Here is a 26,208-nt window from a genome sequence, read left to right as displayed (position 1 = left end):
CTGTGCGAGGGGGGTTGGAAAAGCGAAGGGATCCGGACGCGCCTCAGGCGGCCGGGCTGGGGGGAAAGCTGTGCGCCTGCCAGGCGGCCCAGGTCATGCTGACCTGATCGCCGGGAGCGTAGGGGCGCTGCGCGAAGCTGGCTTCAGGCAGCATCACCGAGATGTTTTCACCGGTCTGGCCGTTGTCCAGCCGCAGACCGAGCAGCACGTAGGTGCCCTGGTACTCGACGTCGTGCACGGTAGCCGGCCAGCCGCTTTCGCCATTGGCCAGTGGGGCGAGGTGGATGTGGTCGTTGCGCACGGCGACCTTGCCCTGCGTGGTGTCCAGCACGTTGTGGCCACCCATGAAGCGGGCCACGAACTCGGTGGCGGGCCGGTTGTAGACCTCGTGCGGCGGGCCCACCTGCTCGATGCGCCCGTGGTTCATCACCACCATGGTGTCGGCCAGCGCCATGGCCTCTTCCTGCGAGTGCGTGACATGGATGAACGTCAGCCCCAGCTCCTTCTGCCAGCGGCGCAGCTCGGCGCGCATCTGGATGCGGAGGAAGGGGTCGAGTGCGGACAAGGGCTCGTCCAGCAACAGCACGCGTGGCTGCGTGATCAGTGCGCGCGCCAGCGCAACACGCTGCTGCTGGCCGCCCGAGAGCTCACCAGGCTTGCGCTGCGCCAGGTGGCCCATGGCCACGCGCTCCAGCAAGTCCTGCGCCTGGCGGTGGCGTTCGTCCTTCGCCACGCCTTTCATCTTGAGGCTGAACGCCACGTTGTCGAGCGCGGAGAGATGGGGGAACAGCGCGAAGCTCTGGAACATCATCGCCGTGCCGCGTCCGGCCGCTGGCAGGTGGGTGATGTTGCGGTTCTCCAGCAGGATGTCGCCGCTGGATGTGGTCTCATGGCCCGCGATCATGCGCAGCGTTGTGCTCTTGCCGCAGCCCGAAGGCCCGAGCAGACAACAGTAACTGCCGCTCGCGATGCGCAGGTTGATGCTGTCCACCGCAACGCTGCCGGCAGCGTACTGTTTGGTCAGCGCGATCAGTTCGATGCCGGCGGGCAGGGGTGGCAGGGTGTTCATGCCTTTCTGCTTTGCATAACCCATGCCAGCGTTGAAAAAGGTGTTTTGTACGCAATTTCCAGAGGATTGCGTACAAAACTGCACCCGGTCTGTGCGCAAAGGGGTCGGGGTGCACCAGCGTGTGGCCCCGATGCCACCCCGGTGCGCACCGCACTGGGCGGATAATGGATTTCATGCACATCCGTTTCACCAAGATGCAAGGCGCCGGCAACGACTTCGTCGTGCTCGACGAAACGCAAGGCCGGCTCGGGCTGAGTGCGGCCCAGTACCGCTTTCTGGCCGATCGCCATTTCGGCGTGGGTGCCGACCAGATCCTCAGTGTGCGGGCGTCGCCCGGGCGTGGGCTGGACTTTGAATACGTGATCCACAACGCCGACGGTGGCCAGGTGGAGCAGTGTGGCAACGGGGCGCGCTGTTTCGTGCGGTACGTGCACGACAAGGGACTGAGCACGCGCAACCCCTTGCGTGTGAAGGTGATGAATGCCGAGCTCGAACTGAAGATGCACGCCGATGGCCGGGTGACGGTCGACATGGGTGCACCCGTTTTCACGCTGGGCCAGGTCCCCTTCGATGCCCAGGGCCTCAAGCCCCAGCCCATGGGCAGTTTCGAGCGCTGGCCGCTGGACTTGCCTTACGCGGGCGACGTGCCGGTCGCGGTGCTGTCCATGGGCAATCCTCACGCGGTGCTGCTGGTGGACGATGTGCAGTCAGCACCGGTGGCGTCCTGGGGGCCGTGGATCGAATCGCACGAGCGCTTCCCGCGCCGCGTCAACGCCGGGTTCCTGCAGGTGGTCGGGCGCGGCGAGGTTCGCCTGCGGGTCTACGAACGCGGCGCAGGTGAAACCCTGGCCTGTGGCACCGGGGCTTGCGCCGCGGTGGTGGCCGGCATTCGCCTGGGGCTGCTGGATCCACGCGTGGATGTGCACACCCGGGGTGGTGTGCTCACCATCGAGTGGAGGCACACCCCGGGCCTCGACCAGCCGGTCTTCATGACCGGCCCGGCCACCACCGTTTTCGACGGCGAGATCGACATTCCGGATCTCGTTTGACTCCTGAGACACCACTTGCCACAACACATGAACGCCAACAACATCCCGCCCATCACCGAAGACGACATCGCCAACTACCTGGCCAACACCCCTGATTTCTTCGAGCGCCACGCCAGCCTGCTGGCTGCCGTGCAACTGACCAGCCCGCACGGACAGCGCGCCGTCAGCCTTCAGGAGCGCCAGGCCGAAATGCTGCGCGAGAAGATTCGCACCCTGGAGCTCAAGGGGGCCGAGATGATCCGCCACGGCAACGAGAACACCGTCATTGCCGACAAGTTGCAGCGCTGGACGCGAGAGCTCATGCTGACCCGCGAGGCACGCGACCTGCCCGCCGTCACCACGCGGGCGATCGCGGAGCATTTCCTGGTGCCCCAGGTGGCTATCAAGGTGTGGGATGTGGAACCTGGCTTTGCACAGGAGCCTTTCGCCCAGGGCGCGACCGAGGACGTCAAAGCATTTGCTTCCTCGCTCATGCGGCCCTACTGCGGTGCGAACCCGGGCCTGGAGGCCGCGCAATGGCTGGAGGACTCGGCCGCCGCTTCCTCACTGGCGCTGATCCCCCTGCGGGCCGGCATCGCGCCGCAGGCCTTCGGACTGCTGGTGCTGGCCTCGCCGGACGTGCAGCGCTTCGCACCTGAAATGGGCACAGACTTCCTCGAGCGCATTGGCGAGCTGACCAGCGCGGCGCTCTCGCGGCTGCGCCCGGCGAACTGACCCGACGCTGGCATGAGCCCGCCCGAACCCACCCAGGCGGCACCGCAAGGCCAGGGCGATGCCGCCCTGGTGCAGGCCTATCTGAACCATGTGCGCGTGGGGAAGCGGCTGGCCGATCGCACGGTCGACCTGTACACGGGCGACCTCGAACGCCTGGCGGCGCACGCGCGGGACACCGGGGTTGCGCTCACGGCGGTGCAGAACGCCCACATCCGCCGCTGGGTCGCGCAGATGCACAGCGCGGGTCGCAGTGCACGCGGTATCGCGTTGATCCTGTCGGGCTGGCGCGGTTTCTATGTGTGGCTCGGTCGCCAGAGCCTGATCGATCACAACCCGGTGCAGGACGTGCGGGCCCCCAAGGCCGGCAAGCCGCTGCCCAAGGCGCTGGGCGTGGACGACGCTGTGCGACTGGCCGCGCACCAGGAAGAGGCGGACGATCCCGCGCTCGAGGCGCGCGATGCATGCATCACCGAATTGCTGTATGGCTGCGGCCTGCGCATCGGTGAGCTGGTGGGGCTGGACGTGGCCGCGAGCGGCAGCGCCCGTGGCTGGATCGATGCCAAAGACGGTGAGGCTCACGTGCTCGGCAAAGGCGCCAAGCGGCGCAGCGTGCCGGTGGGCCGCCAGGCACTGGCCGCGTTGGGGGTCTGGCTGGCACAGCGTGCCGCCTGGGCGGGTGACGATCCCGCGCTGTTCATCGGCTCCCGGGGCCAGCGCCTCACACCTCAGCACATCCGCGTGCGGCTCAAACGCCGCTCGCTGCGGGCGGGCCTGGCGACGCCCGTGCATCCGCACATGCTGCGGCACTCCTTTGCCAGCCATGTGCTGCAGTCCAGTGGCGACCTGAGGGCCGTCCAGGAGTTGCTGGGCCACGCCAGCATCAGCACCACCCAGGTCTACACGCGGCTGGACTTCCAGCACCTGGCTCAGGTGTACGACGCGGCACATCCGCGAGCGGGCGCGCGGGCGGGACAGTCCCCCAAGGCTGTGCCGGACGCACCCACGGCCCCGAAGCCCCGGGCCGTTCGCCCACGATGAACGCGTGACCCCTGGCGCACCCTGCCAGGGCGTTGCCTGTAGGATGCTGCTCCGCCGCGCGCGAGCGCAAGGCTTCATCTATCCGGAGACCACCATGTTCAAGTTCCTCGCCGTCCTCAAGACCCTGCTGCTCGGCGCCGTGCTCGCCACGTCCCTTCAGGCCCATGCCCAGGCTCAACCGGCCATCAAGGTGGTCTATCACCTGAGCGATGGCATCCCCCAGGCCACGCGGGCCATCCAGAACATCCGGAACCACCTGGCGGCGGATCCGACAGCCAAGATCGTGGTTGTCACGCACGGTGCCGGCATCGATTTCCTGCTCGACGGCGCCAACAACTCGAATGGCCAGTCCTTTGCCGGCGCGATCGGCGATCTGTCCTCCAAGGGCGTGGGCTTCTTCGTCTGCAACAACACCCTGGTCTCGCGCAACATCGATGCATCCAAAGTGGCGATGGAGGCCAAGGTGGTACCGTCCGGTGTGGCCGAGGTGGCGCGGCTGCAGGCGCGTGAAGGCTATGTGTACCTGCGCCCCTGAGCTGCCTGTGTCCCTCTCGATGTCAGGCCGGGTCATGCCCGGCCTTTTTCTTGCATGTCCCGGACATGGCGCAAAAGGCGGGGGTGGCATACACTCACCGGTTGCCTTTTTCGCCACCCTTCATTGCCCGTTGCCGCCATGTCACTGATCCCCGCCACCATCCTCACCGGCTTCCTCGGCTCAGGCAAGACCACACTGCTCAAGCGCGTGCTCAGTGAGGCGCACGGCCAGAAGATCGCCGTGGTGGAAAACGAGTTCGGTGAGGAGAACATCGACAACGAGATCCTCGTGGCCGATACCACCGAGAACATCATCCAGATGAGCAATGGCTGCATCTGCTGCACCATCCGCGACGACCTGCGGGCCACGCTGCAGGATCTGGCGCAGAAGAAGCGCAAGGGTGAGCTCGATTTCGAGCGCGTGGTGATCGAAACGACCGGTCTGGCCGACCCTGGCCCGGTGGCGCAGACCTTCTTCATGGACGATGAGGTGGCCGAGCAGTACCTGCTGGACTCCATCCTCACGCTGGTTGATGCCAAGCACGCGGCCGACCAGCTCAACGATCGCCAGGAGGCGCGTCGCCAGGTGGGCTTCGCCGACCAGATCTTCATCAGCAAGTCCGACCTCGTCAGCGAAGAAGAGTTGAGAGCGCTCACGCACCGCCTCAAGCACATGAACCCGCGCGCGCCGATGCGTCCGGTGCACTTCGGCGAGGTGTCGCTCAAGGAAGTGTTCGACCTGCGTGGCTTCAACCTCAACGCCAAGCTCGACATCGACCCCGACTTCCTCAAGGTGGACGAGCACGAGCATGACCATGATCACGGGCACCACGACCATGACCACGAACATGGCGAGCATTGCAACCACCCCTCGCACCAGCATGGCCATGGCGGTCATGGCCACCATCACCACCACGATGACGACGTGAAGAGCTTCGTCTATCGGGCGACGCGCCCGTTCAGCCCGGAAAAGCTGGAGGATTTCCTCGGCGCCATCGTGCAGGTCTATGGCCCGCGCCTGCTCCGCTACAAAGGTGTGCTGCACATGCAGGGCACCGACCGCAAGGTGATTTTCCAGGGGGTGCACCAGCTCATGGGCAGCGATCTGGGCCCCGTATGGGCCGAGGGCGAGCCGCGCACCAGCAAGATGGTGTTCATCGGCATCGACCTGCCCAAGGACATCCTGGTGCAAGGACTGGACCAGAGTCTGGCCTGATGAGCGGGAGCCCAGGGAAATTGAACATGTGGTTTGTCTCGCTTCTCCAACGACAGGAACCGGGCTCCTTACGGGAATCCCGGGGGCGGAATCATGGATCGCTACAATCGCGGCCCAAGTTGACAGGCCGACCGCCTTTGTGGATGCCGGCCCGCCGACGCCGAAAGCCGTTCGGTACTGGGGGTATAACGTCGTATCCGGCGTTCCACAGTGATGCATCTCGGGTCCAGCCCGTCGCAGCGCACCGCCCGAGATCCCGCTTCGTCAGTCACTGAGAGGAGACCCGTTGTGAAAGCCCCGGCAACACAGACAGCGAAATCAGGCAAACCCGCCGCGTCGGGAGCCAAAGCGCGCGCGTCGGTGGCAAACAAGAGCGCAACGGCGGCGAAAACCCATAAACCTGCTGCAAAACCACCGGCCAAGGCCGTCAAGAAGCCCGTCACCAAGACGACGGCCAAGGCACCACTGAAAAAAACCACGAAACCCACCGCAAAGACCGTGGTGATGGCGAAGCCTGCGGTGAAGGCACCTGTCAAGTCCGCTGCCAAGAAGTCACCTGCTGCCAAGGCGCCCGTTGCCAAGCCGGCTGCGCGTGCTCCCGCCAAGGCGGCTGCAGCGAAGGCGGTTGTCCCATCCAGGGCTGCCAAGACGCCGGTGAAGCCGGTGGCCCCGTCGGCCTCCAAGGTGGCGGCCAAGCCCGCTGCCAAGGCCGCCACTGCTGTTCCCAAGGCCGCGCCTGCCGCCGCGCCTGTTTCCACTCCTTCCAGCACCAGGCAACCGGCGGCCCTGCCTCCGGTCGTGGTGGAGGCCTCGCCGCGCCCCCTGGGCAAGCGGGCGGCCAAGAAGGTCATGATGGAGCAGATGACGCAGGCGGCGGTGATCCCCACCCACGCACCAGACGCTGCCAAAGCGACTTTCTCCCAAATGAATCAACGTGCCGTCATGACCCCTCCCGTGCCCTCCTCGATCCAGAAGGATCCCAAGCGAGCCAACAACTGGAAAACCCTGCCGGTCGATCAGCTGACCGACCTGGATGTGCAGGCCATGCCCGACAGCGAATACATGAGCGACCTGCAGCTGGCCTACTTCCGCCGCAAGCTCTCCCAGCTCAAGGCCGACATGCTGGCCAACGCGGGTGAAACCACCGAGCACCTGCGGGAAGACACCGTGGTGGTGCCGGATCCCGCCGATCGCGCCACCATCGAGGAAGAGCACGCGCTCGAACTGCGCACCCGGGATCGGGAACGCAAGTTGCTCAAGAAAATCGAACAGGCCATTGCCCGCATCGACTCCGGAGACTACGGCTACTGCGAAGAGACCGGTGAGCCCATTGGTGTGGGCCGCCTGATGGCCCGGCCCACGGCCAGCCTTTCGCTGGAAGCCCAGCAGCGCCGCGAGCTCAAGCAGAAGATGTTCGGGGACTGAGTTGCTGTTTTCTGTTTCCGTTTTCACTCCGAACTGACGCACCTCACATGTCCAAGGACGATTCCGGCGGTGGCTTCCTGTCCAAGGTGGTGAAGTTCGTGCGCCATCCGACCACGAGTTGGTCGGATCTGGACACCCGAACGGCCGATCGCGAGAGCGAGTACAGCAAGGCCGCGCTCAAGGAGATGATCGAGCGCAAGCGGCGCAATGACTTCGTGCGCAAGCGCGAGTTCGATATGCTGCGCAAGATCCGCAGCCGTGAGGGCACCGGTGCCGAAGGGCCGGGCATGCGCCCTTCCTTCTTCCAGAGCAGCCTGCCGTCCAAGCCGGATGACCGGGCCGAAACCCTGAAGAAGATCGACGAGATCGAAGCGCAGATGTCGATGCAGTGGTGGAAGACCAAGGGCCCCGACTCCCTGGTGAGCACCGGTTCCGGCCTGAACACCGGTACACACGGCCCAGGCGGTGCGTCCGGCAAGTCCAGGGAGGCGCCCCTGGCGCCCAGCGTGCCGGCCTCCACTGTGCGACAACGCAAGGCGCAATACGACGAAACCGAGCCTGGCCCGCTGCCCAACCCGGCTGCGCGCCCGCCCGCCACGGTGCAGTCGCTGGACGTGCCGACGCTGAACATTCCCGGGCCCGCTCCTGCGCCGGCGGCACCGCGCACCAACTGGACTCCCGCGCGTGAGCGCGAGGTGGCGGCCTCGTTGCCCCCACCGCCGCCGCCATCTGCGCCGACACGCACTGGCCTGGTGGCACCCACAGCCTCCAGCACCGCGCGCAGTACCGGCCATGAATTTTCGGCGTCGCATTTCTTCGCACTGGATGTGCAGGAGATTGCGCAGGATCCCGAGGTCGAAGAGGCCGCCATCCGCTTTGCCAACGGCGACGATGCCGGCGCCGAACAGGGCTTGCTGGAGGTGCTCGGCGAACGTGGTGCCAAGGCCGACCAGCAGGAGGACTGGCTGGCCCTGTTCGACCTGTACCGCGCGACCGGGCAACTGGCACCCTTCGAAAGCCGCGCGGTGGACTTCGTCAACCGCTTCAACCGCTCGGCCCCTCAGTGGTACGACATGCCGGACATCGTTTCGGGCCTGACGGGCAAGGTGTACGTGCCTTCCACCGGGCACAACAGGGCGGTCTGGGTGAGCGAATCGGAGCTGGACGCGCACGCTGTGGGCACCCTTCAGAACGTGCTGCTGCGCGCGCCCCAGCCCTGGGTGCTGGACTGGACGCCGCTGGAAAGCATGGACCTCAAGGCGGCGCGCGCGCTGCTGGGGATCTTCACGCTGTGGGGTGACCAGGAAGTCGAGCTGCGCTTCCAGGGCTCTTCGCCTTTCCGCGAGTTGCTCAAGAGCCAGACACCTTCGGGCCGACGGGATGTCGAGCAGCTCTGGTGGGAGTTGCGCATGGCGGTGTTGCGCGTCATGAACCGGCCGGACGAGTTCGAACTCACGGCGCTCGACTTCTGTGTGACCTATGAGGTATCGCCGCCCGGGTGGGAAAAACCGCGCTGCTACTACACCTCCCAGTCCGCCGACAAGCCAGGCGAGGCCGGCCATTCCGTGCTGGGAGAGTCGGTGCTGGAGCAGGTGGCATCGGGGTATCCGAACAGCGCACACAGCGAGTCCGTGCTCGACAGCGAGGCAACCGACTTCAGCCAGCTGGGGCTGGTCGAGCTGTCGGGCGAGATTCGCGGCGATCCCCAGGCCACGCTCGAGGCGCTGGAGCGCAAGCTCAAGGGTGCCGACGTGCTCATCATTTCCTGCCGCAACCTCATCCGGGTGGACTTCTCCGCCGCGGGCACATTGCTGAACTGGGTGTCCAACCACCACGCCGAAGGTCGCGTGGTTCAGTTCGTGGATGCACATCGGCTGGTGTCGGCGTTCTTCCATGTGATCGGCATCACCGAATACGCCAAGGTGGTCGTTCGCATCGACTGAGGGTGGCCGTGCGCGGCCACCCCATGTTTCTTCTGTTGCACAAACGTGCGCGGGCCGCCGTTGCAATCGCACAGAACATCCTCAATTGAAGCGCCATGGAATCATTTCACGGAACCACCATTGTTTGCGTCCGGCGACAGACACCCCAGGGCGTACAGGTCGCCATTGGCGGTGACGGTCAGGTGACGCTGGGCAACATCGTCGTCAAGGGCACTGCGCGCAAGGTGCGCAAGCTCTATCGAGATCAGGTGCTCGCGGGCTTTGCCGGCGCGACCGCCGATGCCTTCACGCTCTTCGAGCGTTTCGAGGCCAAGCTCGAAAAGCACCAGGGTCACCTGGCGCGCGCCGCCATCGAACTCACACGCGACTGGCGCACCGACCGCGTGCTGCGCCGCCTGGAAGCGATGCTGGCCGTGGCCGACCACAGTGCCTCGCTCATCATCACGGGCAACGGTGATGTGCTCGAACCCGAGCATGGCATCGTGGCCATCGGTTCTGGCGGAGCCTATGCGCAGGCGGCGGCCAAGGCCCTGATCGACCACACCGATCTCAGCGCGGAAGATGTCGTGCGCCAGTCGCTGGCGATCGCCGGCGAGCTGTGCATCTACACCAACATGAACCACACGGTGGAGGTGCTTTGATGTCCTCCATGACGCCCCAGGAAATCGTTTCCGAACTCGACCGTTTCATCATTGGCCAGAAGGGCGCCAAGCGCGCCGTGGCCATCGCCTTGCGCAACCGCTGGCGCCGGCAGCAGGTGGATGAAAAGCTGAGGCCCGAGATCACGCCCAAGAACATCCTCATGATCGGCCCCACTGGCGTGGGCAAGACCGAGATCGCCCGACGCCTCGCCCGATTGGCGGATGCGCCTTTCATCAAGGTCGAAGCGACCAAGTTCACCGAGGTCGGCTATGTCGGCAAGGACGTCGACAGCATCATCCGCGACCTGGCCGAGATCGCGGTCAAGCAGACGCGCGAGGTCGAAATGCGCAAGCAGCGCGTGCGCGCCGAGGATGCCGCCGAAGACCGGATCCTCGACGTGTTGATCCCGCCGCCGCGCAGCATGGCGGGCGAGCCTGCCAGCGCCGTTGCGACGCCAGAGAGCACAGCGCGTCAGAACTTTCGCAAGAAACTGCGCGAAGGCCAGCTCGACGACCGTGAAATCGAGATCGATCTAGCCGAGGTCCGCCCGTCCATGGAGATCATGGGACCCGCAGGCATGGAAGAAATGGCTGAGCAGTTGCGCGGCATGTTCAGCCAGATGGGGGCGGGCAAGCGCCAGACCCGCAAGCTGCGGATCGCCGAGGCGATGAAGCTGCTGATCGATGAAGAGGCTGGCAAACTGGTCAACGAAGAAGAGATCAAGACCCGCGCCCTGCAGAACGCCGAGCAGAACGGCATCGTGTTCATCGATGAAATCGACAAGGTCACCTCGCGAAGCGATGCCAGCGGCAATGCCGAGGTATCGCGGCAAGGCGTGCAGCGCGATCTGCTGCCGCTGGTGGAGGGCACGACGGTGTCCACCAAGTACGGCGTGGTCAAGACCGATCACATCCTTTTTATCGCCAGCGGCGCCTTCCATCTGGCGCGGCCGAGTGACCTCATCCCGGAGCTGCAGGGCCGGTTCCCGATCCGCGTCGAGCTGCAGTCCCTGTCGGTGGAGGACTTCGAGGCCATCCTTACGCAGACCCATGCGTCGCTCGTGAGGCAGTACCAGGAGCTGCTGGCCACAGAGGGCGTCACACTGGAATTCGTGCCCGATGGCATCCGACGCCTGGCGCAGATTGCCTTCGAAGTGAACGAGCGCACCGAGAACATCGGGGCACGGCGGCTGTCCACCGTGATGGAGCACCTGCTCGACGAAGTCAGCTTCGATGCCACGCGCCTGCAAGGCCAGACCATCGCCATTGATGCGACCTATGTGGACGCTCGCCTGGGCGAACTCAGTCGCAACGAGGACCTCTCCCGCTACATCCTCTGACGCTGTTTCGGCGTCCGTTTCGGGCCCGGCGCCATGCCGGGCATCCCATGGCCCACCTGCACCCCGCACCGCAGGTGTTGCGCCACCCATTTTCTCTACCTGATCGTCTATACAGCCCTGCATGCAACAGGGTTTTGAAGCATCACATGCAGTGCTTGTTGTAAGTGCTTGCTTTTACTGTGTTTTTGACTGCGAGTGGGCTGCGAAATGTGTCCTAAGTGGTTGATTTCATTGAAAAAATGTGTAGCCACGGCGTTGCAGGCCCCGCATTTCCTGATAAAGTGGAAAAAAGTGCAATTAAGTGGTGAAAAGTGTCTTTCAAGGGCTAGCAGCGGTGTTCCAAGGTGCGTCCTCTCTCAGTCTCGATGTGAAGGGTCGGCTGTCCATGCCGACCCGGCACCGTGACGTGCTGGGCGCCGCTCTCACGATCACGAAGCATCCCCACGGTTGCCTGATGGTATTCCCGCGCAGCGCCTGGGAACAGTTCCGTGATCGCATTGCCTCGTTGCCCATGCAGGCCCAGTGGTGGAAGCGCATCTTCCTGGGCAACGCCATGGACGTCGAAATGGACGCCTCCGGCCGGGTGCTGGTGTCGCCAGAGTTGCGCGCGGCCGCCGGCATCAGCAAGGACGTGGTGTTGCTCGGCATGGGTTCCTATTTCGAGCTGTGGGACGCGCAGGTCTATGCGGCGCAGGAAGCCGAAGCCATGAAGGGCGAGATGCCCGATGTCTTCAAGGACTTCTCCTTCTAAGGGTGGCGGTGCAAAGCACATGGAACCATCAGACCGTCCTGTTGACCGAGGCTGTGCAGGCGCTCGGCATCAACCCGGACGGCCATTACGTCGACGCCACGTTCGGGCGTGGCGGCCATTCCCGGCTGATCCTGGCGCAGTTGTCCCGCAAGGGCCGGCTGACCGTCTTCGACAAGGATCCCGAAGCGGTGCGGGTGGCTCGGGAACTGGCGGCCAGCGATGGCCGGTTTTCCATCCGGCACGAGGGGTTCAGCCACCTCGGCGAACTGGGAGCCGCGAGTGCGGATGGGGTGCTGATGGATCTCGGTGTGAGCTCCCCGCAAATCGACGACCCCGAACGGGGTTTTTCTTTTCGGCACGACGGGCCTCTGGACATGCGCATGGACACGACGCGCGGCCAGAGCGTGGCCCAGTGGCTGGAAATGGCTGAAGTTTCAACACTGTCGGAGGTCATTCGTGACTATGGGGAAGAACGGTTTGCTCAATCGATTGCAAAGGCGATTGATCGTCGCCGACAGGAACGGGGCCCTCTTCGAACCACCGGCGAGTTGGCCGAAGTCGTGGCTGGCGCGGTCAAAACCCGCGAGCCGGGCAAGGACCCTGCAACGCGCACATTTCAGGCTTTTCGGATTTTCATCAACGCCGAGCTTGAAGAGCTGCAACAAGCGTTAGAGGCCAGTCTGCATGTGTTGCGCCCGGGGGGAAAACTGGTGGTGATCAGCTTCCATTCGCTCGAAGACCGCATGGTCAAGCAGTTCATGGCGCGCCATTCGCGTGCCGTGGTGGACCGCCGCGTGCCGTTCGCTGAACCCGCTCCCATGGCGCTGGCAGGACTCCGGCGTGTGATGCCTTCCGATGACGAGGTGAAGGCCAATCCGCGTTCGCGCAGCGCCGTGATGCGGGTGGCCGAACGCACGGAGGCCCCGGCATGATCCGTCTCAATCTGGTGCTGCTGGCCGCCGTGATCGCGAGCGCCTTCTATCTGGTGCACACGCAGTACGAGTCGCGCCGGCTCTACACCGCGCTGGACCGTTCCCAGGCGCAGGCGCGCAAGCTTGAATCCGAGCATGAGCAATTGCAGGTGCAGAAGCGCGCGCAGGCGACCCCCGCTCGCGTGCAATTGCTCGCCGCGCGTCAATTGCAGATGCGGCCTGTCACGCCGGGCATCACGCAGTACGTCACCGTGTTCGATCCGTCGCAACCGGCGGCCAACACCTCGCCGGAGCGCTGAACATGGGCCGCAGCATCAACTACTCTGCCAGCCCGTTGCTGGCCAGCCGCACGCCGGTCTGGCGCAGCAAGTTCATCGTTGCGGCGCTGGCCGTGGCTTTCGCGGGCCTGGCCGGCCGCGCGGCCTATGTGCAGGTGTTCGGCAACGACTTCTTCCAGCGCCAGGGTGAGGTGCGGTTCGCGCGCACGCTCGAACTGCCCGCCAACCGTGGCCGTGTGCTCGATCGCAATGGCCTGATCCTCGCTTCCAGTGTCGTGGCGCAGAGCATCTGGGCGATTCCCGAAGATGTGGATCGCAACGACCCCAAGCTGCGCCAGCTCGCCAAGCTGCTGGACATGCCGCTGGCCGATGTGCGCAAGCGCCTGGCCAACGAAGACAAGACCTTCGTCTGGGTCAAGCGCCAGGTGGACGAGCCGGTGGCCAAGGAGATCGCGGCCCTTGGTATCAAGGGCATCTACCAGCGTCGCGAGTACAAGCGCCAGTACCCCGAAGGTGAGGCCGCGGCGCATGTGGTGGGTTTCACCAACGTGGAAGACATCGGCCAGGAAGGCGTGGAGCTCGCGTTCAACCGGCAACTGGCGGGCAAGAGCGGCTCGCGGCGCGTGATCAAGGACCGCCTAGGCCGGGTGGTGGAAGACGTTCGCGATGTGGTGCCACCGGTGGACGGTCCCGATCTGCAACTGTCGATCGACAGCAAGGTGCAGTACTTCGCCTATCAGAAGCTCAAGGATGCGGTGATTGCGCACAAGGCGCACGCCGGCAGCGTGATCGTGCTCGACACCATCACTGGCGAAGTGCTGGCGCTGGCGAACTACCCCAGCTACAACCCCAACCGTCGACAGAACCTCACCGGCGAGCAACTGCGCAACCGCGTGCTCACCGACAGTTTTGAACCGGGTTCGACGATGAAGCCTTTCATCGCCGCGCTGGCGCTGGAGAAAGGGTTGGTCACGCCCAACACGCCGATCCAGACCGCGCCGGGCCGGATCACCATCGGGGGGTCGACGATCAGCGATTCGCACCCCAACGACGTGCTCACGGTGTCCCAGGTGATCCAGAAGTCGAGCAACGTCGGCACGGTGAAGATGGCCATGCAGATGAGCCCGCGCGAGATGTGGGAAACGTACGCACAGGCGGGCTTCGGTCAGAAGCCGCAGGTGCCGTTCCCGGGCGCGGTCACTGGCCGGCTTCGGCCCTACAAGACGTGGCGTCCGATCGAGCAGGCCACCATGAGCTACGGCTATGGCCTGTCGACCTCGCTGTTCCAGCTGGCACAGGCGTACACCGTCTTTGCGCGCGATGGCGAACTGATCCCGCTCACCCTGCAGAAGTCGGACACGCAGACCGCCGGTGTGCGCGTGTTCAGTGCGAAGAATGCCGTCGCCGTGCGGCAGATGCTGGGCCTGGCCGCCGGCCCCGGTGGCACCGGTTCGCGCGCCCAGACCATGGGCTACTCGGTCGGTGGCAAGAGCGGCACGGCGCACAAGCAGGAAGGCAAGGGCTACGCCGACAAGAAATACCGCAGCTGGTTTGTGGGCCTGGCACCGGTGGAGGCGCCCCGCATCGTCGTCGCGGTGATGCTCGACGAGCCCAGCAACGGCCAGTACTTCGGCGGCGTGGTGGCGGCACCCGTGTTCAGCGAGACGGTGCAGCAGACCCTGCGCATTCTCGGTGTGCAGCCCGACATGAATGTGAAACCGCAGATCGTCACCCATGTGGTGGAGGAATCGTTCTGATGCGGACCATGGCACAACCCCAGAGCGTGGCCGAGTGGCTGCGCGAGCGCGGCGTCGGTGCCTTGCACTGCGACAGCCGCCGCGTGGGTGCGGGCGACGGGTTCGTGGCCTGGCCGGGTGCGGCCACCGATGGCCGCCGCTTCGTGGCCAGTGCGCTCGATGCCGGTGCCGTGGCGGCCCTGGTGGAGCGTGAAGGCGTGGAACCCTATGCCTTCGACGACGAACGCGTGATCGCGGTGCCCGGTCTCAAGGCCGCTGCTGGTGCGATCGCCAGTGTCTTTAACGGCACGCCGAGCGCATCGCTCGACATGGTGGCGATCACCGGCACCAACGGCAAGACGTCCACCGCGTGGTGGACCGCGCAGCTGCTGTCTTCCTGCGCGAAGTCATGCGCTGTGGTCGGCACGCTGGGCATGGGGCAGCCTCCGGTGGCAGGCGAGGCCACGCGGCCGCTCGTGGCCACCGGTCTGACGACGCCCGATCCGGTGATGCTGCAGGCCGAGCTGCGCCACTTCGTCGATGCGGGTCTGAAGGCCTGCGCGATCGAGGCATCCTCCATCGGCATCGTCGAGGGCCGGCTCAATGCCACGAGGCTGCGCGTGGCGGTGTTCACCAACTTCACGCAGGACCACCTCGATTTTCATGGCGACATGGAGTCGTACTGGGCGGCGAAGGTGGCGCTGTTCGACTGGCCCGGGCTGCGCAGCGCCGTGGTCAACATCGACGACACGCGCGGTGTCGGCCTGGCGGCGATGCTCGCCAGCCGGGGCATGGACCTGTGGACCGTGGCGATCGAGACGGACGAACGTGAGCGCATGGCAAGGGCACGCCTGTTCGCGCAAGACCTTGCCTTCACCGACCGTGGCATGACCTTGAAGGTGGGCGAACGCAATGCCCAGGGGCATCCCATTGCACTGCATGCCCTGAACCTTCCGCTGGTCGGGCGCTACAACGTTTCCAATCTGCTGTGCGTGATCGCCACCGCGCGCGCGCTGGGTGTGCCGCTGGCCGATGCCGTGCAAGCCTGCACCGCGCTGACGCCGGTTCCCGGGCGCATGGAGCAGGCCGAGGCGGGGAGCACGGCGAACCCCCTGGTGCTGGTGGATTACGCGCACACGCCCGACGCGCTGGAAAAGGCCCTGCAGGCGCTGCAGCCACTGGCGCGCCAGCGCGGCGGTGCGCTCTGGGTGGTGGTGGGTTGTGGTGGTGACCGTGATGCCGGCAAGCGCCCGCTGATGGCCGCCGCCGCCGAGCGCGAGGCGCAGCACCCGGTGCTCACCAGCGACAATCCGCGCAGCGAAGACCCGCTGGCCATTCTGAGCCAGATGGTGGCGGGCCTGTCATCGCCGGACGCCGCACTGGTCGAATCCGATCGCGCGCGGGCCATCGTGCTGGCTGTGTCCCGCGCCACCGAGCGCGATGTGGTGCTGATCGCGGGTAAGGGCCACGAGGACTACCAGGACGTGATGGGTGTGAAGAAACCGTTCTCCGACCTGCAGCACGCCCGCGCCGCGCTGGCGCAGCGCACGGGCCACGAGGTGCGCGCATGAAGACCCTGGGCCAGCTCCTGCCGCAACTCGATGGCGCGCGCGTGGTCGGCGAGCCCGACCTGCCGTTCCACCGTGTGCATACCGATACCCGCACCCTGCAGGCTGGTGATCTGTTCGTGGCCTTGAAAGGGGAGCGCTTCGACGCGCACGACTTCCTGCCGCAGGCGCAAGGGCAGGGCGCGCTGGCCGCCATCGCCCATCAGGGACTGGCCGAGGCAGGCCTGCCCGGCGTGGAGGTGCCCGACACGCGGCGCGCGCTGGGCGAACTGTCGCGTCGCTGGCGCAGCCAGTTCACGTTGCCGCTGATCGCGGTGACCGGCAGCAACGGCAAGACCACCGTGACGCAGATGATCGCGTCCATCCTGCGCGCTGCTGCAGGCGACGCGGCGCATGCCACGCAGGGCAATTTCAACAACGACATCGGCGTGCCCCTCACGCTGCTGCGGCTCCAGCCGGCGCACAGGCTTTCGGTGGTGGAGCTGGGCATGAACCACCCGGGGGAAATCGCGGAGCTTGCTGCACTGGTGCTGCCCACGGTGGCGCTGGTCAACAACGCGCAACGCGAGCACCAGGAATTCATGTCCACGGTCGAGGCCGTGGCGCGCGAAAACGGGCAGGTCATTCTGGCGCTGGGCGCCGACGGGGTGGCCGTGTTTCCCTCCGATGACACATACACCCCGCTGTGGCACGAGCTCGCCGGTTCGCGCCGGGTGCTGACCTTCAGCGACACCGACGCCGCCGCCGATGTGGCCGCGCGCCAGGCCGAATGGCGCGATGGCGCCTGGACGCTGGACTTCACCTCGCCCGCTGGCGAGGCCCGGGTACAACTGCACATCGCCGGACGCCACAACGTGCGCAACGCCCTTGCGGCCACCGCCTGCGCCCTCGCTGCCGGTGTGCCGCTCGAGGCCATCGTGCGCGGGCTCGATGGTTTCGAGCCGGTGGGCGGTCGCTCGCGTGCACTGTCGCTGCAGCTGGAGGGACGGCGCGTCACGCTGATCGATGACACCTACAACGCCAACCCCGACTCCATGCGCGCCGCCGTCGACGTGCTCGCCGAACTGCCCGGACCCCGTCTGCTGGCGCTGGGCGACATGGGCGAGGTCGGCGAACAGGGCCTGGCGTTTCACGACGAAGTGCTGCGGCATGCCCTGGCACGTGGCATCGAAGCCGTGCATGTGTCGGGCGACTGGATGCGTCAGGCCAGCGCGGCCCTGCCTGCCATCACCCAGTGGGTCGAAGTCCCCGCCATGGCGGGTGCGGTGAGCGCCGCCATCGCTGACGACCGGCCCGTATACCGCAGCGTGCTCGTCAAGGGGTCGCGGTTCATGCGCATGGAACGTGTGGTGCAGGCGCTGCAGGCGCTGGACATCACCCCCGGAAAAAACAAGAAGGACAACGACCATGCTGCCTAGCCTGGCCCTCTGGCTGCAAGGCCTGTCACCCGAGTTCGGATCCCTGCGGGTGTTCCAGTACCTCACGTTCCGGGCCGTGATGGCGGCCATGACGGCGCTGCTGCTCGGCCTCGTCGCCGGCCCCTACTTCATCCGCCGGCTGGCCGCGCTCAAGATCGGCCAGCCCATTCGCGAGTACGCGATGCAGACGCACCTGAGCAAGGGTGGCACACCCACAATGGGCGGCGTGCTGATCCTGTTCTCGATCGCGCTGTCGACGCTGCTCTGGTTCGATCTTTCCAATCGCTTCGTGTGGATCGTGCTGCTGGTGACGCTGGGATTCGGCGCGATCGGCTGGGTGGACGACTGGCGCAAGGTCGTTCACAAGGATCCGGAAGGCATGCGTTCGCGCGAGAAGTACTTCTGGCAGTCGGTGATCGGCCTCGTGGCCGCGTTCTATCTGGTGTTCGCGGTCTCCGAGTCGAGCAACCTGCGCGTGCTGGAACTCTTCATCGCCTGGGTACGTTCGGGCTTCACGGTGGACCTGCCGCCGCAGGCTGGCCTGCTGGTGCCGTTCTTCAAGGAAATCAGCTACCCCCTGGGCGTGTTCGGCTTCGTGATCATGACCTACCTGGTCATCGTCGGCTCCAGCAATGCGGTGAACCTCACCGACGGTCTCGACGGCCTGGCGATCATGCCGGTGGTGATGGTCGGTTCGGCTCTCGGCGTGTTTGCCTACGTCACCGGCAACGCGGTGTTTGCGCGCTACCTGCTGATGCCGCACATCCCCGGCGCGGGCGAGTTGCTGATCTTCTGTGCCGCCACGGCCGGCGCCGGCCTGGCCTTCCTGTGGTTCAACACCCACCCCGCCCAGGTGTTCATGGGCGATGTGGGCGCGCTCGCGCTCGGCGGCGCCCTGGGCACCATCGCCGTCATCGTGCGCCAGGAAATCGTCCTCGCCATCATGGGGGGCATCTTCGTGGTCGAAGCGCTGTCGGTGATGTTGCAGGTGACCTGGTTCAAGTACACCAAACGGCGCTACGGCACCGGTCGCCGTCTGTTCCAGATGGCGCCGCTGCACCACCATTTCGAGAAGAAGGGCTGGAAGGAGACGCAGGTCGTCGTGCGCTTCTGGATCATCACCATGCTGTTGTGCCTCGTGGGGCTGTCCACGCTCAAACTCCGATGAACGAGCAGCACGTCCTCATCCTCGGTCTGGGCGCCTCCGGCCTGTCCATGGCGCGCTGGTGCAGCCGCCAGGGTGCCCGCGTGACCGTGGCCGATACGCGTGAGACGCCGCCGCAGCTGGCCGTCCTGCGCGCCGAATGCCCCGACGCGCAGTTTGTCGCGGGGCCGTTCGACGATGCCTTGCTGGCACGTGCGGCATGGAGCCTGGTGGCGCGCAGCCCGGGCCTGACACCCGATCAGCTGCAGGGCGTCTCGGCATGGACCAAAGAACAGGGCGTGGCCCTGGTGGGTGAACTGGACCTGTTCGCCCGTGCCCTGCGCGAGTTGTCGCAGCGCGCACGTCTGCCTTACCACCCGAAGGTGCTGGCCATCACGGGCACCAACGGCAAGACCACCGTCACCTCGCTGACCGGCCTGCTCCTGCAGCGCGCAGGGCTGAACGTGGCCGTGGCCGGCAACATTGGCCCTGCCCTGCTCGATGTGCTGTCGGCCGCGCTCGACACCGAAGCGGTGGCCCAGCAGGCAGACGACGAACGCGCGGCAGCCGAAGAGGCGAGGGCACAGGCCGAAGCCGAATCGCAGGCTGCCCAGGCCGCTCCGCAGGCGCCGGCGATTGCCGGGGAGCCGACCGAATCGCAGGGCGATGGCGAGGCCATGCCCGAGGTCGATGCCGTCGAACCGCCCGCCAGCGGCGACGCCGAGGAAGAGGGTCCGACCCTGCTCGTGCCACCGCCTGTGGAGCCACCACAACCTGCGCACCTGCCCCAGGCCTGGGTGCTGGAACTCTCCAGCTTCCAGCTCGACGGAACGGCAGGCGGGGACTGGGACGCTGTGCCCACCGCATCCACCGTGCTCAACCTGACGGAAGACCACCTTGACTGGCACGGCAACATGACCGTATACGCCAAGGCCAAGGCGGCGGTGTACGGCACGCAGGCCCTGATGCTGCTCAACCGGGACGACCCCCTGGTCATGGCGATGCAACCCGGTCTGGTGACCGTGAAGGTGGGCAACCGCAACCGTCAGCAAAGTGCACGCCCCTGGGCCAGTTTCGGTTTCGACACGCCGTCCCGCGCTGGCGACTGGGGCATTGAATCGGTCAATGGCATGGCCTGGCTGGTGCGCGCGCTCGCGCTGGACGAAACCCGCAAGCGTGGTCGGGGGGCCGACGAGGACGACGAGTTGTATTTCCAGCGCCTCATGCCCGTGGACGCTTTGCGCATCCGGGGGCGCCACAACGCCGCCAATGCGCTGGCCGCGCTGGCGCTCGCCAGTTCCACCGGCGCAGCCCTCGGGCCCATGCTGCATGGGCTGCGTGAGTACCGCGGCGAGCCGCACCGTGTGGAGCCCGTGGCCATCATCGATGAGGTCGAGTACTTCGACGACAGCAAGGGCACCAACGTGGGTGCCACGCTGGCGGCCGTGCGCGGCCTGGGTGCCGAGCGCCGGCTCGTCGTCATTCTCGGTGGCGACGGCAAGGGGCAGGACTTCGCACCGCTGGCCGAACCGCTCGCGCGCTTTGCCCGCGCCGTGGTCTACATCGGCCGCGACGCCGGTCGCATCCGCGAAGCCGTGGGTGCCACGCTGGATCAAGCCGGTGTGCTGCAGCTCGACGCCGCCACGCTGTCCGAGGCGGTGACGGTGTCGGCGCAGCAGGCCCGTGCGGGCGATGCGGTGCTGATGTCGCCCGCCTGCGCGAGCCTGGACATGTTCGACAACTACATGCACCGCGCCCGGGTGTTCGTCGAGGCGGTGACCGCCCTGGCCGCCGAGCAGGGCATGAGCCTGGAGGGTGGTCTGTGAAAAAGAAGCCCACGGCCGCCGCGAAAAAGAACAGCGCTCCCTGGGGCGCCCGGTTGCGCGGTGCGCTGGCCGGCATGCTGCCGCGCTGGCCCGGGCGCGACCTCGCCGGTGCGCTGGCCGGTGGTGGCTCGCGCGACGACCTGCCCGTGCGCCTGTCGAACCGCACCTACGCCGGCACGCGCAACGTCGCGGTGCGCGAGCTCGGGTTCGACCAGCCGCTGCTGTGGGTGGTGGTGGCGTTGCTGGCCTGGGGCCTGGTGATGGTGTATTCCGCGTCCATCGCGTTGCCGGACAACCCGCGTTTCTCCAGCTACGCCCACACGCACTTCGTGTTGCGCCATGGCATCTCCATGGTGATCGGCGTGGTCGCGGCCATGGTGGCGTTCCAGTTCCCGATGCGGTCGTGGGAAAAGATGGCACCCTGGCTGTTCGCCGTGGCGCTGGTGCTGCTGGTCATCGTGCTCATTCCCTTCATCGGCCGGGGCGTGAACGGCGCGCGGCGCTGGATCTCGCTGGGCATCATGAACTTCCAGCCCTCCGAGCTGGCCAAGCTGGCGGTGTTGCTGTATGCGGCCAGCTACATGGTGCGCAAGATGGAGGTGAAGGAGCGCTTCTTCCATGCCGTGGCACCGATGGCGGTCGCCGTGGGCGTGGTCGGCATGCTGCTGCTGGCCGAGCCGGACATGGGCGCGTTCATGGTGATCGTGGTGATTGCCATGGGCATCCTGTTCCTGGGTGGCGTGAACGCGCGCATGTTTTTCCTCATGGCCCTGGTGGTGGTGGCCGCGTTTGCGCTCATGGTCATGACCAGCGACTTCCGCCGTCAGCGCGTCTTTGCCTACCTGGACCCCTGGAGCGTCGAGCACGCGCTCGGCAAGGGCTACCAGCTCTCACATTCGCTGATCGCCTTCGGTCGCGGCGAGATCTTCGGCGTGGGCCTGGGTGGCAGCGTGGAAAAACTGCACTGGCTGCCGGAGGCGCACACCGACTTCCTGCTCGCCGTGATCGGAGAGGAATTCGGCTTGCTCGGCGTCGTGGTGCTGATCGCGCTGTTCCTCTGGCTCACGCGCCGCATCATGCACATCGGCCGTCAGGCCATTGCACTGGATCAGGTCTTCTCTGGCCTGGTGGCGCAGGGCGTGGGGCTGTGGATGGGTTTCCAGGCCTTCATCAACATCGGGGTGAACCTGGGAGCCCTGCCAACCAAGGGGCTCACGCTGCCGCTGATGAGCTACGGTGGCTCCGCGATCCTGCTCAACCTCGTGGCGCTTTCCATCGTGCTGCGGGTGGACTACGAAAACCGCCAGATGATGAAGGGAGGCCGCTCGTGACCTCGCCTTGTGCACTCATCATGGCCGGTGGCACGGGTGGTCACATCTTCCCGGGCCTCGCCGTGGCCGAAGCCCTGCGTGAGCGCGGCTGGCGCGTGCACTGGCTCGGCGCCCCGGGCAGCATGGAAAGCCGCATCGTGCCACCGCGTGGCTTCAAGCTGGAGACCATCGACTTCGGCGGCGTGCGTGGCAAAGGGCCGGTCACGCTGGCGTTGCTGCCGTTGCGGCTGCTGCGCGCTTTCTGGCAGGCGCTGCAGGTGGTGCGCCGCGTCAAGCCCGACGTGGTGGTCGGCCTGGGGGGCTACATCAGCTTCCCCGGCGGCATGATGGGCGTGCTTGCGGGCAAGCCGCTGGTGCTGCACGAGCAGAACTCGGTGGCCGGCATGGCCAACCGCGTGCTGGCCGGCGTGGCCGACCGTGTGTTCACCGCCTTCCCCAATGTGTTCAAGAAGGCGCAATGGGTGGGCAATCCCTTGCGCGCGCCGTTCCTGCAGCAACCCGCGCCCGCCGAACGGTTCGCCGGCCGCAGCGGTCCGCTGCGCCTGCTCGTGGTGGGCGGCAGCCTGGGCGCCAAGGCGCTCAACGACGTGGTGCCGCAGGCCCTGGCCCTGTTGCCCGCACAGCAGCAGCCGCAGGTCACGCACCAGAGCGGCGAGAAACAGATCGATGCCTTGCGCGCCAACTATGTGGCTGCCGGTGTGCAGGCCGAGCTCACCCCCTTCATCGAAGACACCGCGCAGGCTTTTGCCGATGCCGACCTCATCGTCTGCCGCAGCGGCGCCAGCACCGTGACCGAGATCGCCGCTGTGGGCGCGGCCGCGCTGTTCGTGCCGTTCCCTGCTGCGGTGGACGACCACCAGACCACGAACGCCCGCTTCCTGGTGGAAGCCGATGCGGCCTGGCTGGTGCCCCAACCTGAACTGACGCCCCAGCGACTGGCGCAGACGCTGCAGACCGTGCAGCGCCCCCAGTTGCAGGCCATGGCCGAAAAGGCCTTGCAGATGAAAAAAACCGAAGCCGTGGCGGCCGTGGTGTCCGCCTGCGAGCAACTCGCGAAAGTCCCGTCTCCATGAAACACGCCATCCGTCACATCCATTTCGTCGGTATCGGCGGCGCCGGCATGAGCGGCATCGCCGAGGTGCTGCTCAACCAGGGTTACCGCATCTCCGGCAGCGACCTGGGCGAGAGCACCGTCACGCGCCGGCTCGTGGCACTGGGCGCGCAGGTGTTCCTCGGTCACGATGCCGCGCACATCGAGGGCGCTGACGCCATCGTCACCTCCACCGCGGTGAAGGAAGACAACCCCGAGGTGGTGGCCGCACACGCAAAGCTGGTGCCGGTGGTGCCGCGCGCGGTGATGCTGGCCGAACTGATGCGCATGAAGAAGGGCGTGGCCATCGCCGGCACGCACGGCAAGACCACCACCACGAGCCTGGTGGCCAGCGTGCTGGCCACCGCCAACCTGGACCCGACCTTCGTGATCGGTGGGCGTCTGAACAGCGCGGGCGCCAACGCGCAGCTGGGCTCGGGCGAGCACATCGTGGTGGAGGCCGACGAATCCGACGCCTCGTTCCTGAACCTGCTGCCCGTGCTGTCGGTCGTCACCAACATCGACGCCGATCACATGGACACCTACGGCCACGACTTCGGCAACCTCAAGACGGCGTTCGTGGACTTCCTGCACAAGATGCCGTTCTACGGTGCGGCCGTGGTCTGCGTGGACGACCCGGCGATCCGCGAGATTCTGCCGCAGATTGCCCGCCCCATCACCAGCTACGGCTTCTCGGAGGACGCGCAGGTTCGTGCCCTCGACGTGCGCGCGGTGGGCACGCAGATGCACTTCACCGTGCAGCGCCGCAACGGCGTGGAGCTGCCCGACCTGGACGTGGTGCTCAACCTGCCGGGCCATCACAACGTGCTCAACGCGCTGGCCGCCATCGGCATTGCGGTGGAACTGGGGGTGTCCGACGAGGCCGTGTTGCAGGCGCTGGCCGAATTCAAGGGGGTCGGCCGGCGTTTCCAGCGCTATGGCGACGCCGCGTTGCCCACGGGTGGCAGCTGCACCGTGGTGGACGACTACGGCCACCACCCGGTGGAGATGGCGGCCACACTGTCCGCCGCGCGCGGTGCCTACCCAGGGCGCCGCCTCGTGCTGGCGTTCCAGCCGCACCGCTACACCCGCACGCGCGACTGCTTCGAGGACTTCGTGAAAGTCATCGGGCAGGCCGACGCCGTGCTGCTTGCCGAGGTCTATGCCGCAGGCGAGGCCCCCATCGTTGCGGCCGACGGCCGCTCGCTGGCCCGTGCATTGCGGGTGGCCGGCAAGCTGGAACCGGTGTTCGTGGACGACATCGCTGCGATGCCGCAAGCGGTGCTGGACAACGCCCGCGATGGCGATGTGGTGCTCTGCATGGGTGCTGGCACCGTGGGCGCCGTGGCCGGCCGCGTGATGGAGCTGGCTGAAGGGGTCGTCAAATGAAACCAGAGGAACACATGCAGGTGGATACGAAGGCTCTGGGCAAGGTGGCCGTGCTCATGGGCGGGCGCTCGGCCGAACGCGAGGTCTCGCTCATGTCGGGCAACGGCGTGTTGGCCGCCCTGAAGTCGAAGGGTGTGGATGCCCATGCCTTCGACCCGGCGGAGCGCGAGATGGGCGAGCTCAGGAAGGAAGGCTTCCAGCGCTGCTTCATCGCCTTGCACGGCCGTTTCGGCGAGGACGGCACGGTGCAGGGTGCGCTCGAGCTCATGGGCATTCCCTACACCGGCCCGGGCGTGATGGCGTCCAGCGTGGCCATGGACAAGCTCATGACCAAGCGCATCTGGGTCGCCGAGGGTCTCTCCACGCCGGCCTGGCGTCAGGTGCGCAGCGCGGATGAAGCAGTGGCCGCGTTCAAGGCACTGGGTTCGCCCATGATCGTCAAACCCGTGCGCGAAGGCTCCACCATCGGTCTGACGAAGGTGACCAGCGAAGCGCAATGCGCCGCTGCCTATGAGCTCGCCGCCCGGCAGGATCCCATGGTGATGTGCGAGCAGTTCATTGCCGGCGACGAAGTCACCTGCCCGGTGCTGGGCACCGGCGCCTCGGCCAGGGCCTTGCCGGTCATCCGCATCGTCGCCCCTGAAGGCAACTACGACTACCAGAACAAGTACTTCACCGACGACACGAAGTACCTCGTGCCTTGCGGCCTGCCTGAGGGCGAAGAGGCAGCCATCCAGGCGCTGGTGCTAAAGGCCTACCTGACGCTGGACTGCCGGGGCTGGTCGCGCGCCGACGTGATGATCGACGCGAAGACGCGCAAGCCCTGGCTGCTGGAAATCAACACCTCGCCCGGCATGACCGGCCATTCGCTGGTGCCGATGTCGGCCAAGGCGGCCGGCCTGTCGTACGAAGACCTGTGCGTGCGGCTGCTCGCCAGCGCGGCGCTGGACAACGCCGCCTGAGGCCCGGAACACCACCATGCCCAGCACCGAACTGCCCCTGGACGTCAAGCTCATGACCGTGGTCACGCACGTCCTGGTCGCGATGTTTGCCGTGCTGAGCCTGGGCCTGTTCACCACCTGGCTGGTGCGCCATCCGGTCTGGTCGGTCAAGGCGATCTCGGTGCACGGCGACGTGTTGCACCAGAACGCCGTGACCTTCCGTGCCCAGCTGTCATCGCAGATGAAGACGCGGCTCACCGGCAGCTTCCTCACGGTGGACCTGCAGCAGGTGCGTGAGATGTTCGAGGCCGTGCCATGGGTGCGCAAGGCCGTGGTGCAGCGCGAATTCCCGAACCGCCTGCGCGTGACGCTGGAGGAACACCAGGCCGTGGCGTGGTGGGGCGAGTCCGGCTCCGGCCAGCTGGTCAACCGCCTGGGCGAGGTGTTCGACGCCAGTCCGGACGACGGCGATGGCCTGCCCGAGCTCGCGGGCCCGCGGGAGAAGTCGGCCCAGGTCTGGGCGCTGTACCAGTTGCTGGGCACCGAGCTCGGCCGGCTCGACCTGGGCCTGGAGCGGCTCGAACTCACCGAGCGCGGCACCTGGCGCGCGCAGCTCGACAGCGGAGCGCGCGTGGAACTGGGCCGCGGTACGCCCGACGAACTGCTGGAGCGCACGCGCCGGTTCACCGGCACGCTGTCGCAGCTCACCGAACGTTATGCAGGCGCGGTGCAGTCCGTGGACCTGCGTTACCCCAACGGTTACGCCTTGCGTCTGCGTGGCGTGACCACTGTCATCGACACGCCGCCCGGCGCCGCACAACCCCGTAGATAAGCA

Annotated in this window: 23 protein-coding genes; 22 read left to right on the top strand and 1 reads right to left on the bottom strand. The window is 66.4% G+C overall.

From position 1 onward, the window contains the following. Positions 1-43 precede the first annotated feature (43 nt). Positions 44-1,069 carry an ABC transporter ATP-binding protein gene (locus tag J2X09_RS18540; RefSeq protein WP_204734643.1) on the bottom strand — a complete coding sequence of 342 codons (1,026 nt, stop codon included), beginning with the start codon at positions 1,067-1,069 and terminating at the stop codon, positions 44-46. Positions 1,070-1,242: 173 nt separating this feature from the next. Here J2X09_RS18540 and dapF point away from each other — a divergent pair, with 173 nt between their 5' ends. The 22 genes from dapF (at position 1,243) to J2X09_RS18430 (ending at position 26,205) form a co-directional block, all read left to right on the top strand. Beyond that, positions 1,243-2,118 (top strand): diaminopimelate epimerase, encoded by an 876-nt coding sequence (gene dapF / locus J2X09_RS18535; protein WP_204734642.1) that lies wholly within the window; start codon positions 1,243-1,245, stop codon positions 2,116-2,118. Positions 2,119-2,145: 27 nt separating this feature from the next. Beyond that, the gene (locus J2X09_RS18530; protein ID WP_204734641.1) at positions 2,146-2,832 is read left to right on the top strand and encodes a DUF484 family protein; all 687 of its coding nucleotides are present in this window, start codon (positions 2,146-2,148) and stop codon (positions 2,830-2,832) included. Between the two features lie 12 nt (positions 2,833-2,844). Continuing rightward, positions 2,845-3,870 carry a tyrosine recombinase XerC gene (locus J2X09_RS18525; protein ID WP_204734640.1) on the top strand — a complete coding sequence of 342 codons (1,026 nt, stop codon included), beginning with the start codon at positions 2,845-2,847 and terminating at the stop codon, positions 3,868-3,870. Between the two features lie 94 nt (positions 3,871-3,964). Then, the gene (locus tag J2X09_RS18520; protein ID WP_204734639.1) at positions 3,965-4,405 is read left to right on the top strand and encodes a DsrE family protein; all 441 of its coding nucleotides are present in this window, start codon (positions 3,965-3,967) and stop codon (positions 4,403-4,405) included. 138 nt (positions 4,406-4,543) lie between these two features. Continuing rightward, the gene (locus J2X09_RS18515; RefSeq protein ID WP_204734638.1) at positions 4,544-5,620 is read left to right on the top strand and encodes a CobW family GTP-binding protein; all 1,077 of its coding nucleotides are present in this window, start codon (positions 4,544-4,546) and stop codon (positions 5,618-5,620) included. 504 nt (positions 5,621-6,124) lie between these two features. After that, positions 6,125-7,045, top strand: coding sequence for an RNA polymerase-binding protein DksA (gene dksA, locus J2X09_RS18510; protein WP_310308986.1), 921 nt, complete (start codon positions 6,125-6,127; stop codon positions 7,043-7,045). A 47-nt stretch (positions 7,046-7,092) separates the two neighbouring features. Next, a complete protein-coding gene (locus J2X09_RS18505) occupies positions 7,093-8,988 on the top strand; it encodes an STAS domain-containing protein (RefSeq protein ID WP_204734636.1) in 1,896 nt (631 codons plus the stop codon). 95 nt (positions 8,989-9,083) lie between these two features. Further along, positions 9,084-9,629, top strand: a complete 546-nt coding sequence (gene hslV, locus J2X09_RS18500; RefSeq protein ID WP_204734635.1) for an ATP-dependent protease subunit HslV — start codon at positions 9,084-9,086, stop codon at positions 9,627-9,629. Next, positions 9,629-10,969: an ATP-dependent protease ATPase subunit HslU gene (gene hslU, locus J2X09_RS18495; RefSeq protein WP_204734634.1), complete on the top strand. Its 1,341-nt coding sequence runs from the start codon at positions 9,629-9,631 to the stop codon at positions 10,967-10,969. Before hslV ends, hslU begins: the two co-directional genes overlap by 1 nt. A 334-nt stretch (positions 10,970-11,303) precedes the next feature. Further along, positions 11,304-11,720, top strand: a complete 417-nt coding sequence (mraZ, locus tag J2X09_RS18490) for a division/cell wall cluster transcriptional repressor MraZ (protein ID WP_204734735.1) — start codon at positions 11,304-11,306, stop codon at positions 11,718-11,720. Positions 11,721-11,728: 8 nt separating this feature from the next. Beyond that, the gene (gene rsmH / locus J2X09_RS18485; protein ID WP_204734633.1) at positions 11,729-12,652 is read left to right on the top strand and encodes a 16S rRNA (cytosine(1402)-N(4))-methyltransferase RsmH; all 924 of its coding nucleotides are present in this window, start codon (positions 11,729-11,731) and stop codon (positions 12,650-12,652) included. Further along, on the top strand, positions 12,649-12,951 hold the full coding sequence (ftsL, locus tag J2X09_RS18480; protein WP_204734632.1) for a cell division protein FtsL: 303 nt from the start codon (positions 12,649-12,651) through the stop codon (positions 12,949-12,951). The genes rsmH and ftsL overlap by 4 nt, the downstream gene beginning before the upstream one ends. A 2-nt stretch (positions 12,952-12,953) precedes the next feature. After that, entirely contained in the window at positions 12,954-14,687 is a 1,734-nt protein-coding gene (locus J2X09_RS18475) for a peptidoglycan D,D-transpeptidase FtsI family protein (RefSeq protein ID WP_204734631.1), read from the top strand. Further along, positions 14,687-16,237 (top strand): UDP-N-acetylmuramoyl-L-alanyl-D-glutamate--2,6-diaminopimelate ligase, encoded by a 1,551-nt coding sequence (locus J2X09_RS18470; RefSeq protein ID WP_204734630.1) that lies wholly within the window; start codon positions 14,687-14,689, stop codon positions 16,235-16,237. The genes J2X09_RS18475 and J2X09_RS18470 overlap by 1 nt, the downstream gene beginning before the upstream one ends. Then, positions 16,234-17,652 (top strand): UDP-N-acetylmuramoyl-tripeptide--D-alanyl-D-alanine ligase, encoded by a 1,419-nt coding sequence (locus tag J2X09_RS18465; RefSeq protein ID WP_204734629.1) that lies wholly within the window; start codon positions 16,234-16,236, stop codon positions 17,650-17,652. Before J2X09_RS18470 ends, J2X09_RS18465 begins: the two co-directional genes overlap by 4 nt. After that, the gene (gene mraY, locus J2X09_RS18460) at positions 17,642-18,820 is read left to right on the top strand and encodes a phospho-N-acetylmuramoyl-pentapeptide-transferase (RefSeq protein WP_204734628.1); all 1,179 of its coding nucleotides are present in this window, start codon (positions 17,642-17,644) and stop codon (positions 18,818-18,820) included. The genes J2X09_RS18465 and mraY overlap by 11 nt, the downstream gene beginning before the upstream one ends. Then, positions 18,817-20,622, top strand: a complete 1,806-nt coding sequence (gene murD, locus J2X09_RS18455) for a UDP-N-acetylmuramoyl-L-alanine--D-glutamate ligase (protein ID WP_204734627.1) — start codon at positions 18,817-18,819, stop codon at positions 20,620-20,622. The genes mraY and murD overlap by 4 nt, the downstream gene beginning before the upstream one ends. A 74-nt stretch (positions 20,623-20,696) precedes the next feature. Then, positions 20,697-21,953, top strand: a complete 1,257-nt coding sequence (gene ftsW, locus J2X09_RS18450; RefSeq protein ID WP_204734734.1) for a putative lipid II flippase FtsW — start codon at positions 20,697-20,699, stop codon at positions 21,951-21,953. Beyond that, complete coding sequence (gene murG / locus J2X09_RS18445; protein ID WP_204734626.1) at positions 21,950-23,026, top strand: undecaprenyldiphospho-muramoylpentapeptide beta-N-acetylglucosaminyltransferase; 1,077 nt, start codon at positions 21,950-21,952, stop codon at positions 23,024-23,026. The genes ftsW and murG overlap by 4 nt, the downstream gene beginning before the upstream one ends. Next, positions 23,023-24,432 carry a UDP-N-acetylmuramate--L-alanine ligase gene (gene murC, locus J2X09_RS18440; RefSeq protein ID WP_204734625.1) on the top strand — a complete coding sequence of 470 codons (1,410 nt, stop codon included), beginning with the start codon at positions 23,023-23,025 and terminating at the stop codon, positions 24,430-24,432. Before murG ends, murC begins: the two co-directional genes overlap by 4 nt. Next, positions 24,429-25,394, top strand: a complete 966-nt coding sequence (locus J2X09_RS18435; protein ID WP_310308980.1) for a D-alanine--D-alanine ligase — start codon at positions 24,429-24,431, stop codon at positions 25,392-25,394. Before murC ends, J2X09_RS18435 begins: the two co-directional genes overlap by 4 nt. Before the next feature lie 16 nt (positions 25,395-25,410). Beyond that, entirely contained in the window at positions 25,411-26,205 is a 795-nt protein-coding gene (locus tag J2X09_RS18430; RefSeq protein WP_204734624.1) for a cell division protein FtsQ/DivIB, read from the top strand. Positions 26,206-26,208 lie beyond the last annotated feature (3 nt).

The sequence above is a fragment of the Hydrogenophaga laconesensis genome (assembly GCF_031457235.1).
Taxonomy (GTDB): domain Bacteria; phylum Pseudomonadota; class Gammaproteobacteria; order Burkholderiales; family Burkholderiaceae_C; genus Hydrogenophaga; species Hydrogenophaga laconesensis.
Note: the sequence above shows the minus strand (reverse complement) of the source record. Positions and strands in the feature narration are given on the sequence as shown.

Bases quoted from the DNA above. Each gene is read 5' to 3' on its own strand.
- mraY (WP_204734628.1), top strand. From the start codon at position 17,642: ATGCTGCCTAGCCTGGCCCTCTGGCTGCAAGGCCTGTCACCCGAGTTC.
- J2X09_RS18515 (WP_204734638.1), top strand. From the start codon at position 4,544: ATGTCACTGATCCCCGCCACCATCCTCACCGGCTTCCTCGGCTCAGGC.
- hslU (WP_204734634.1), top strand. From the start codon at position 9,629: ATGTCCTCCATGACGCCCCAGGAAATCGTTTCCGAACTCGACCGTTTC.
- J2X09_RS18435 (WP_310308980.1), top strand. From the start codon at position 24,429: ATGAAACCAGAGGAACACATGCAGGTGGATACGAAGGCTCTGGGCAAG.
- J2X09_RS18475 (WP_204734631.1), top strand. From the start codon at position 12,954: ATGGGCCGCAGCATCAACTACTCTGCCAGCCCGTTGCTGGCCAGCCGC.
- murC (WP_204734625.1), top strand. From the start codon at position 23,023: ATGAAACACGCCATCCGTCACATCCATTTCGTCGGTATCGGCGGCGCC.
- ftsL (WP_204734632.1), top strand. From the start codon at position 12,649: ATGATCCGTCTCAATCTGGTGCTGCTGGCCGCCGTGATCGCGAGCGCC.
- J2X09_RS18530 (WP_204734641.1), top strand. From the start codon at position 2,146: ATGAACGCCAACAACATCCCGCCCATCACCGAAGACGACATCGCCAAC.
- hslV (WP_204734635.1), top strand. From the start codon at position 9,084: ATGGAATCATTTCACGGAACCACCATTGTTTGCGTCCGGCGACAGACA.
- J2X09_RS18465 (WP_204734629.1), top strand. From the start codon at position 16,234: ATGAAGACCCTGGGCCAGCTCCTGCCGCAACTCGATGGCGCGCGCGTG.
- J2X09_RS18525 (WP_204734640.1), top strand. From the start codon at position 2,845: ATGAGCCCGCCCGAACCCACCCAGGCGGCACCGCAAGGCCAGGGCGAT.
- murD (WP_204734627.1), top strand. From the start codon at position 18,817: ATGAACGAGCAGCACGTCCTCATCCTCGGTCTGGGCGCCTCCGGCCTG.
- dapF (WP_204734642.1), top strand. From the start codon at position 1,243: ATGCACATCCGTTTCACCAAGATGCAAGGCGCCGGCAACGACTTCGTC.
- dksA (WP_310308986.1), top strand. From the start codon at position 6,125: ATGGCGAAGCCTGCGGTGAAGGCACCTGTCAAGTCCGCTGCCAAGAAG.
- J2X09_RS18540 (WP_204734643.1), bottom strand. From the start codon at position 1,069: ATGAACACCCTGCCACCCCTGCCCGCCGGCATCGAACTGATCGCGCTG.
- J2X09_RS18470 (WP_204734630.1), top strand. From the start codon at position 14,687: ATGCGGACCATGGCACAACCCCAGAGCGTGGCCGAGTGGCTGCGCGAG.
- J2X09_RS18430 (WP_204734624.1), top strand. From the start codon at position 25,411: ATGCCCAGCACCGAACTGCCCCTGGACGTCAAGCTCATGACCGTGGTC.
- J2X09_RS18505 (WP_204734636.1), top strand. From the start codon at position 7,093: ATGTCCAAGGACGATTCCGGCGGTGGCTTCCTGTCCAAGGTGGTGAAG.
- J2X09_RS18520 (WP_204734639.1), top strand. From the start codon at position 3,965: ATGTTCAAGTTCCTCGCCGTCCTCAAGACCCTGCTGCTCGGCGCCGTG.
- ftsW (WP_204734734.1), top strand. From the start codon at position 20,697: ATGCTGCCGCGCTGGCCCGGGCGCGACCTCGCCGGTGCGCTGGCCGGT.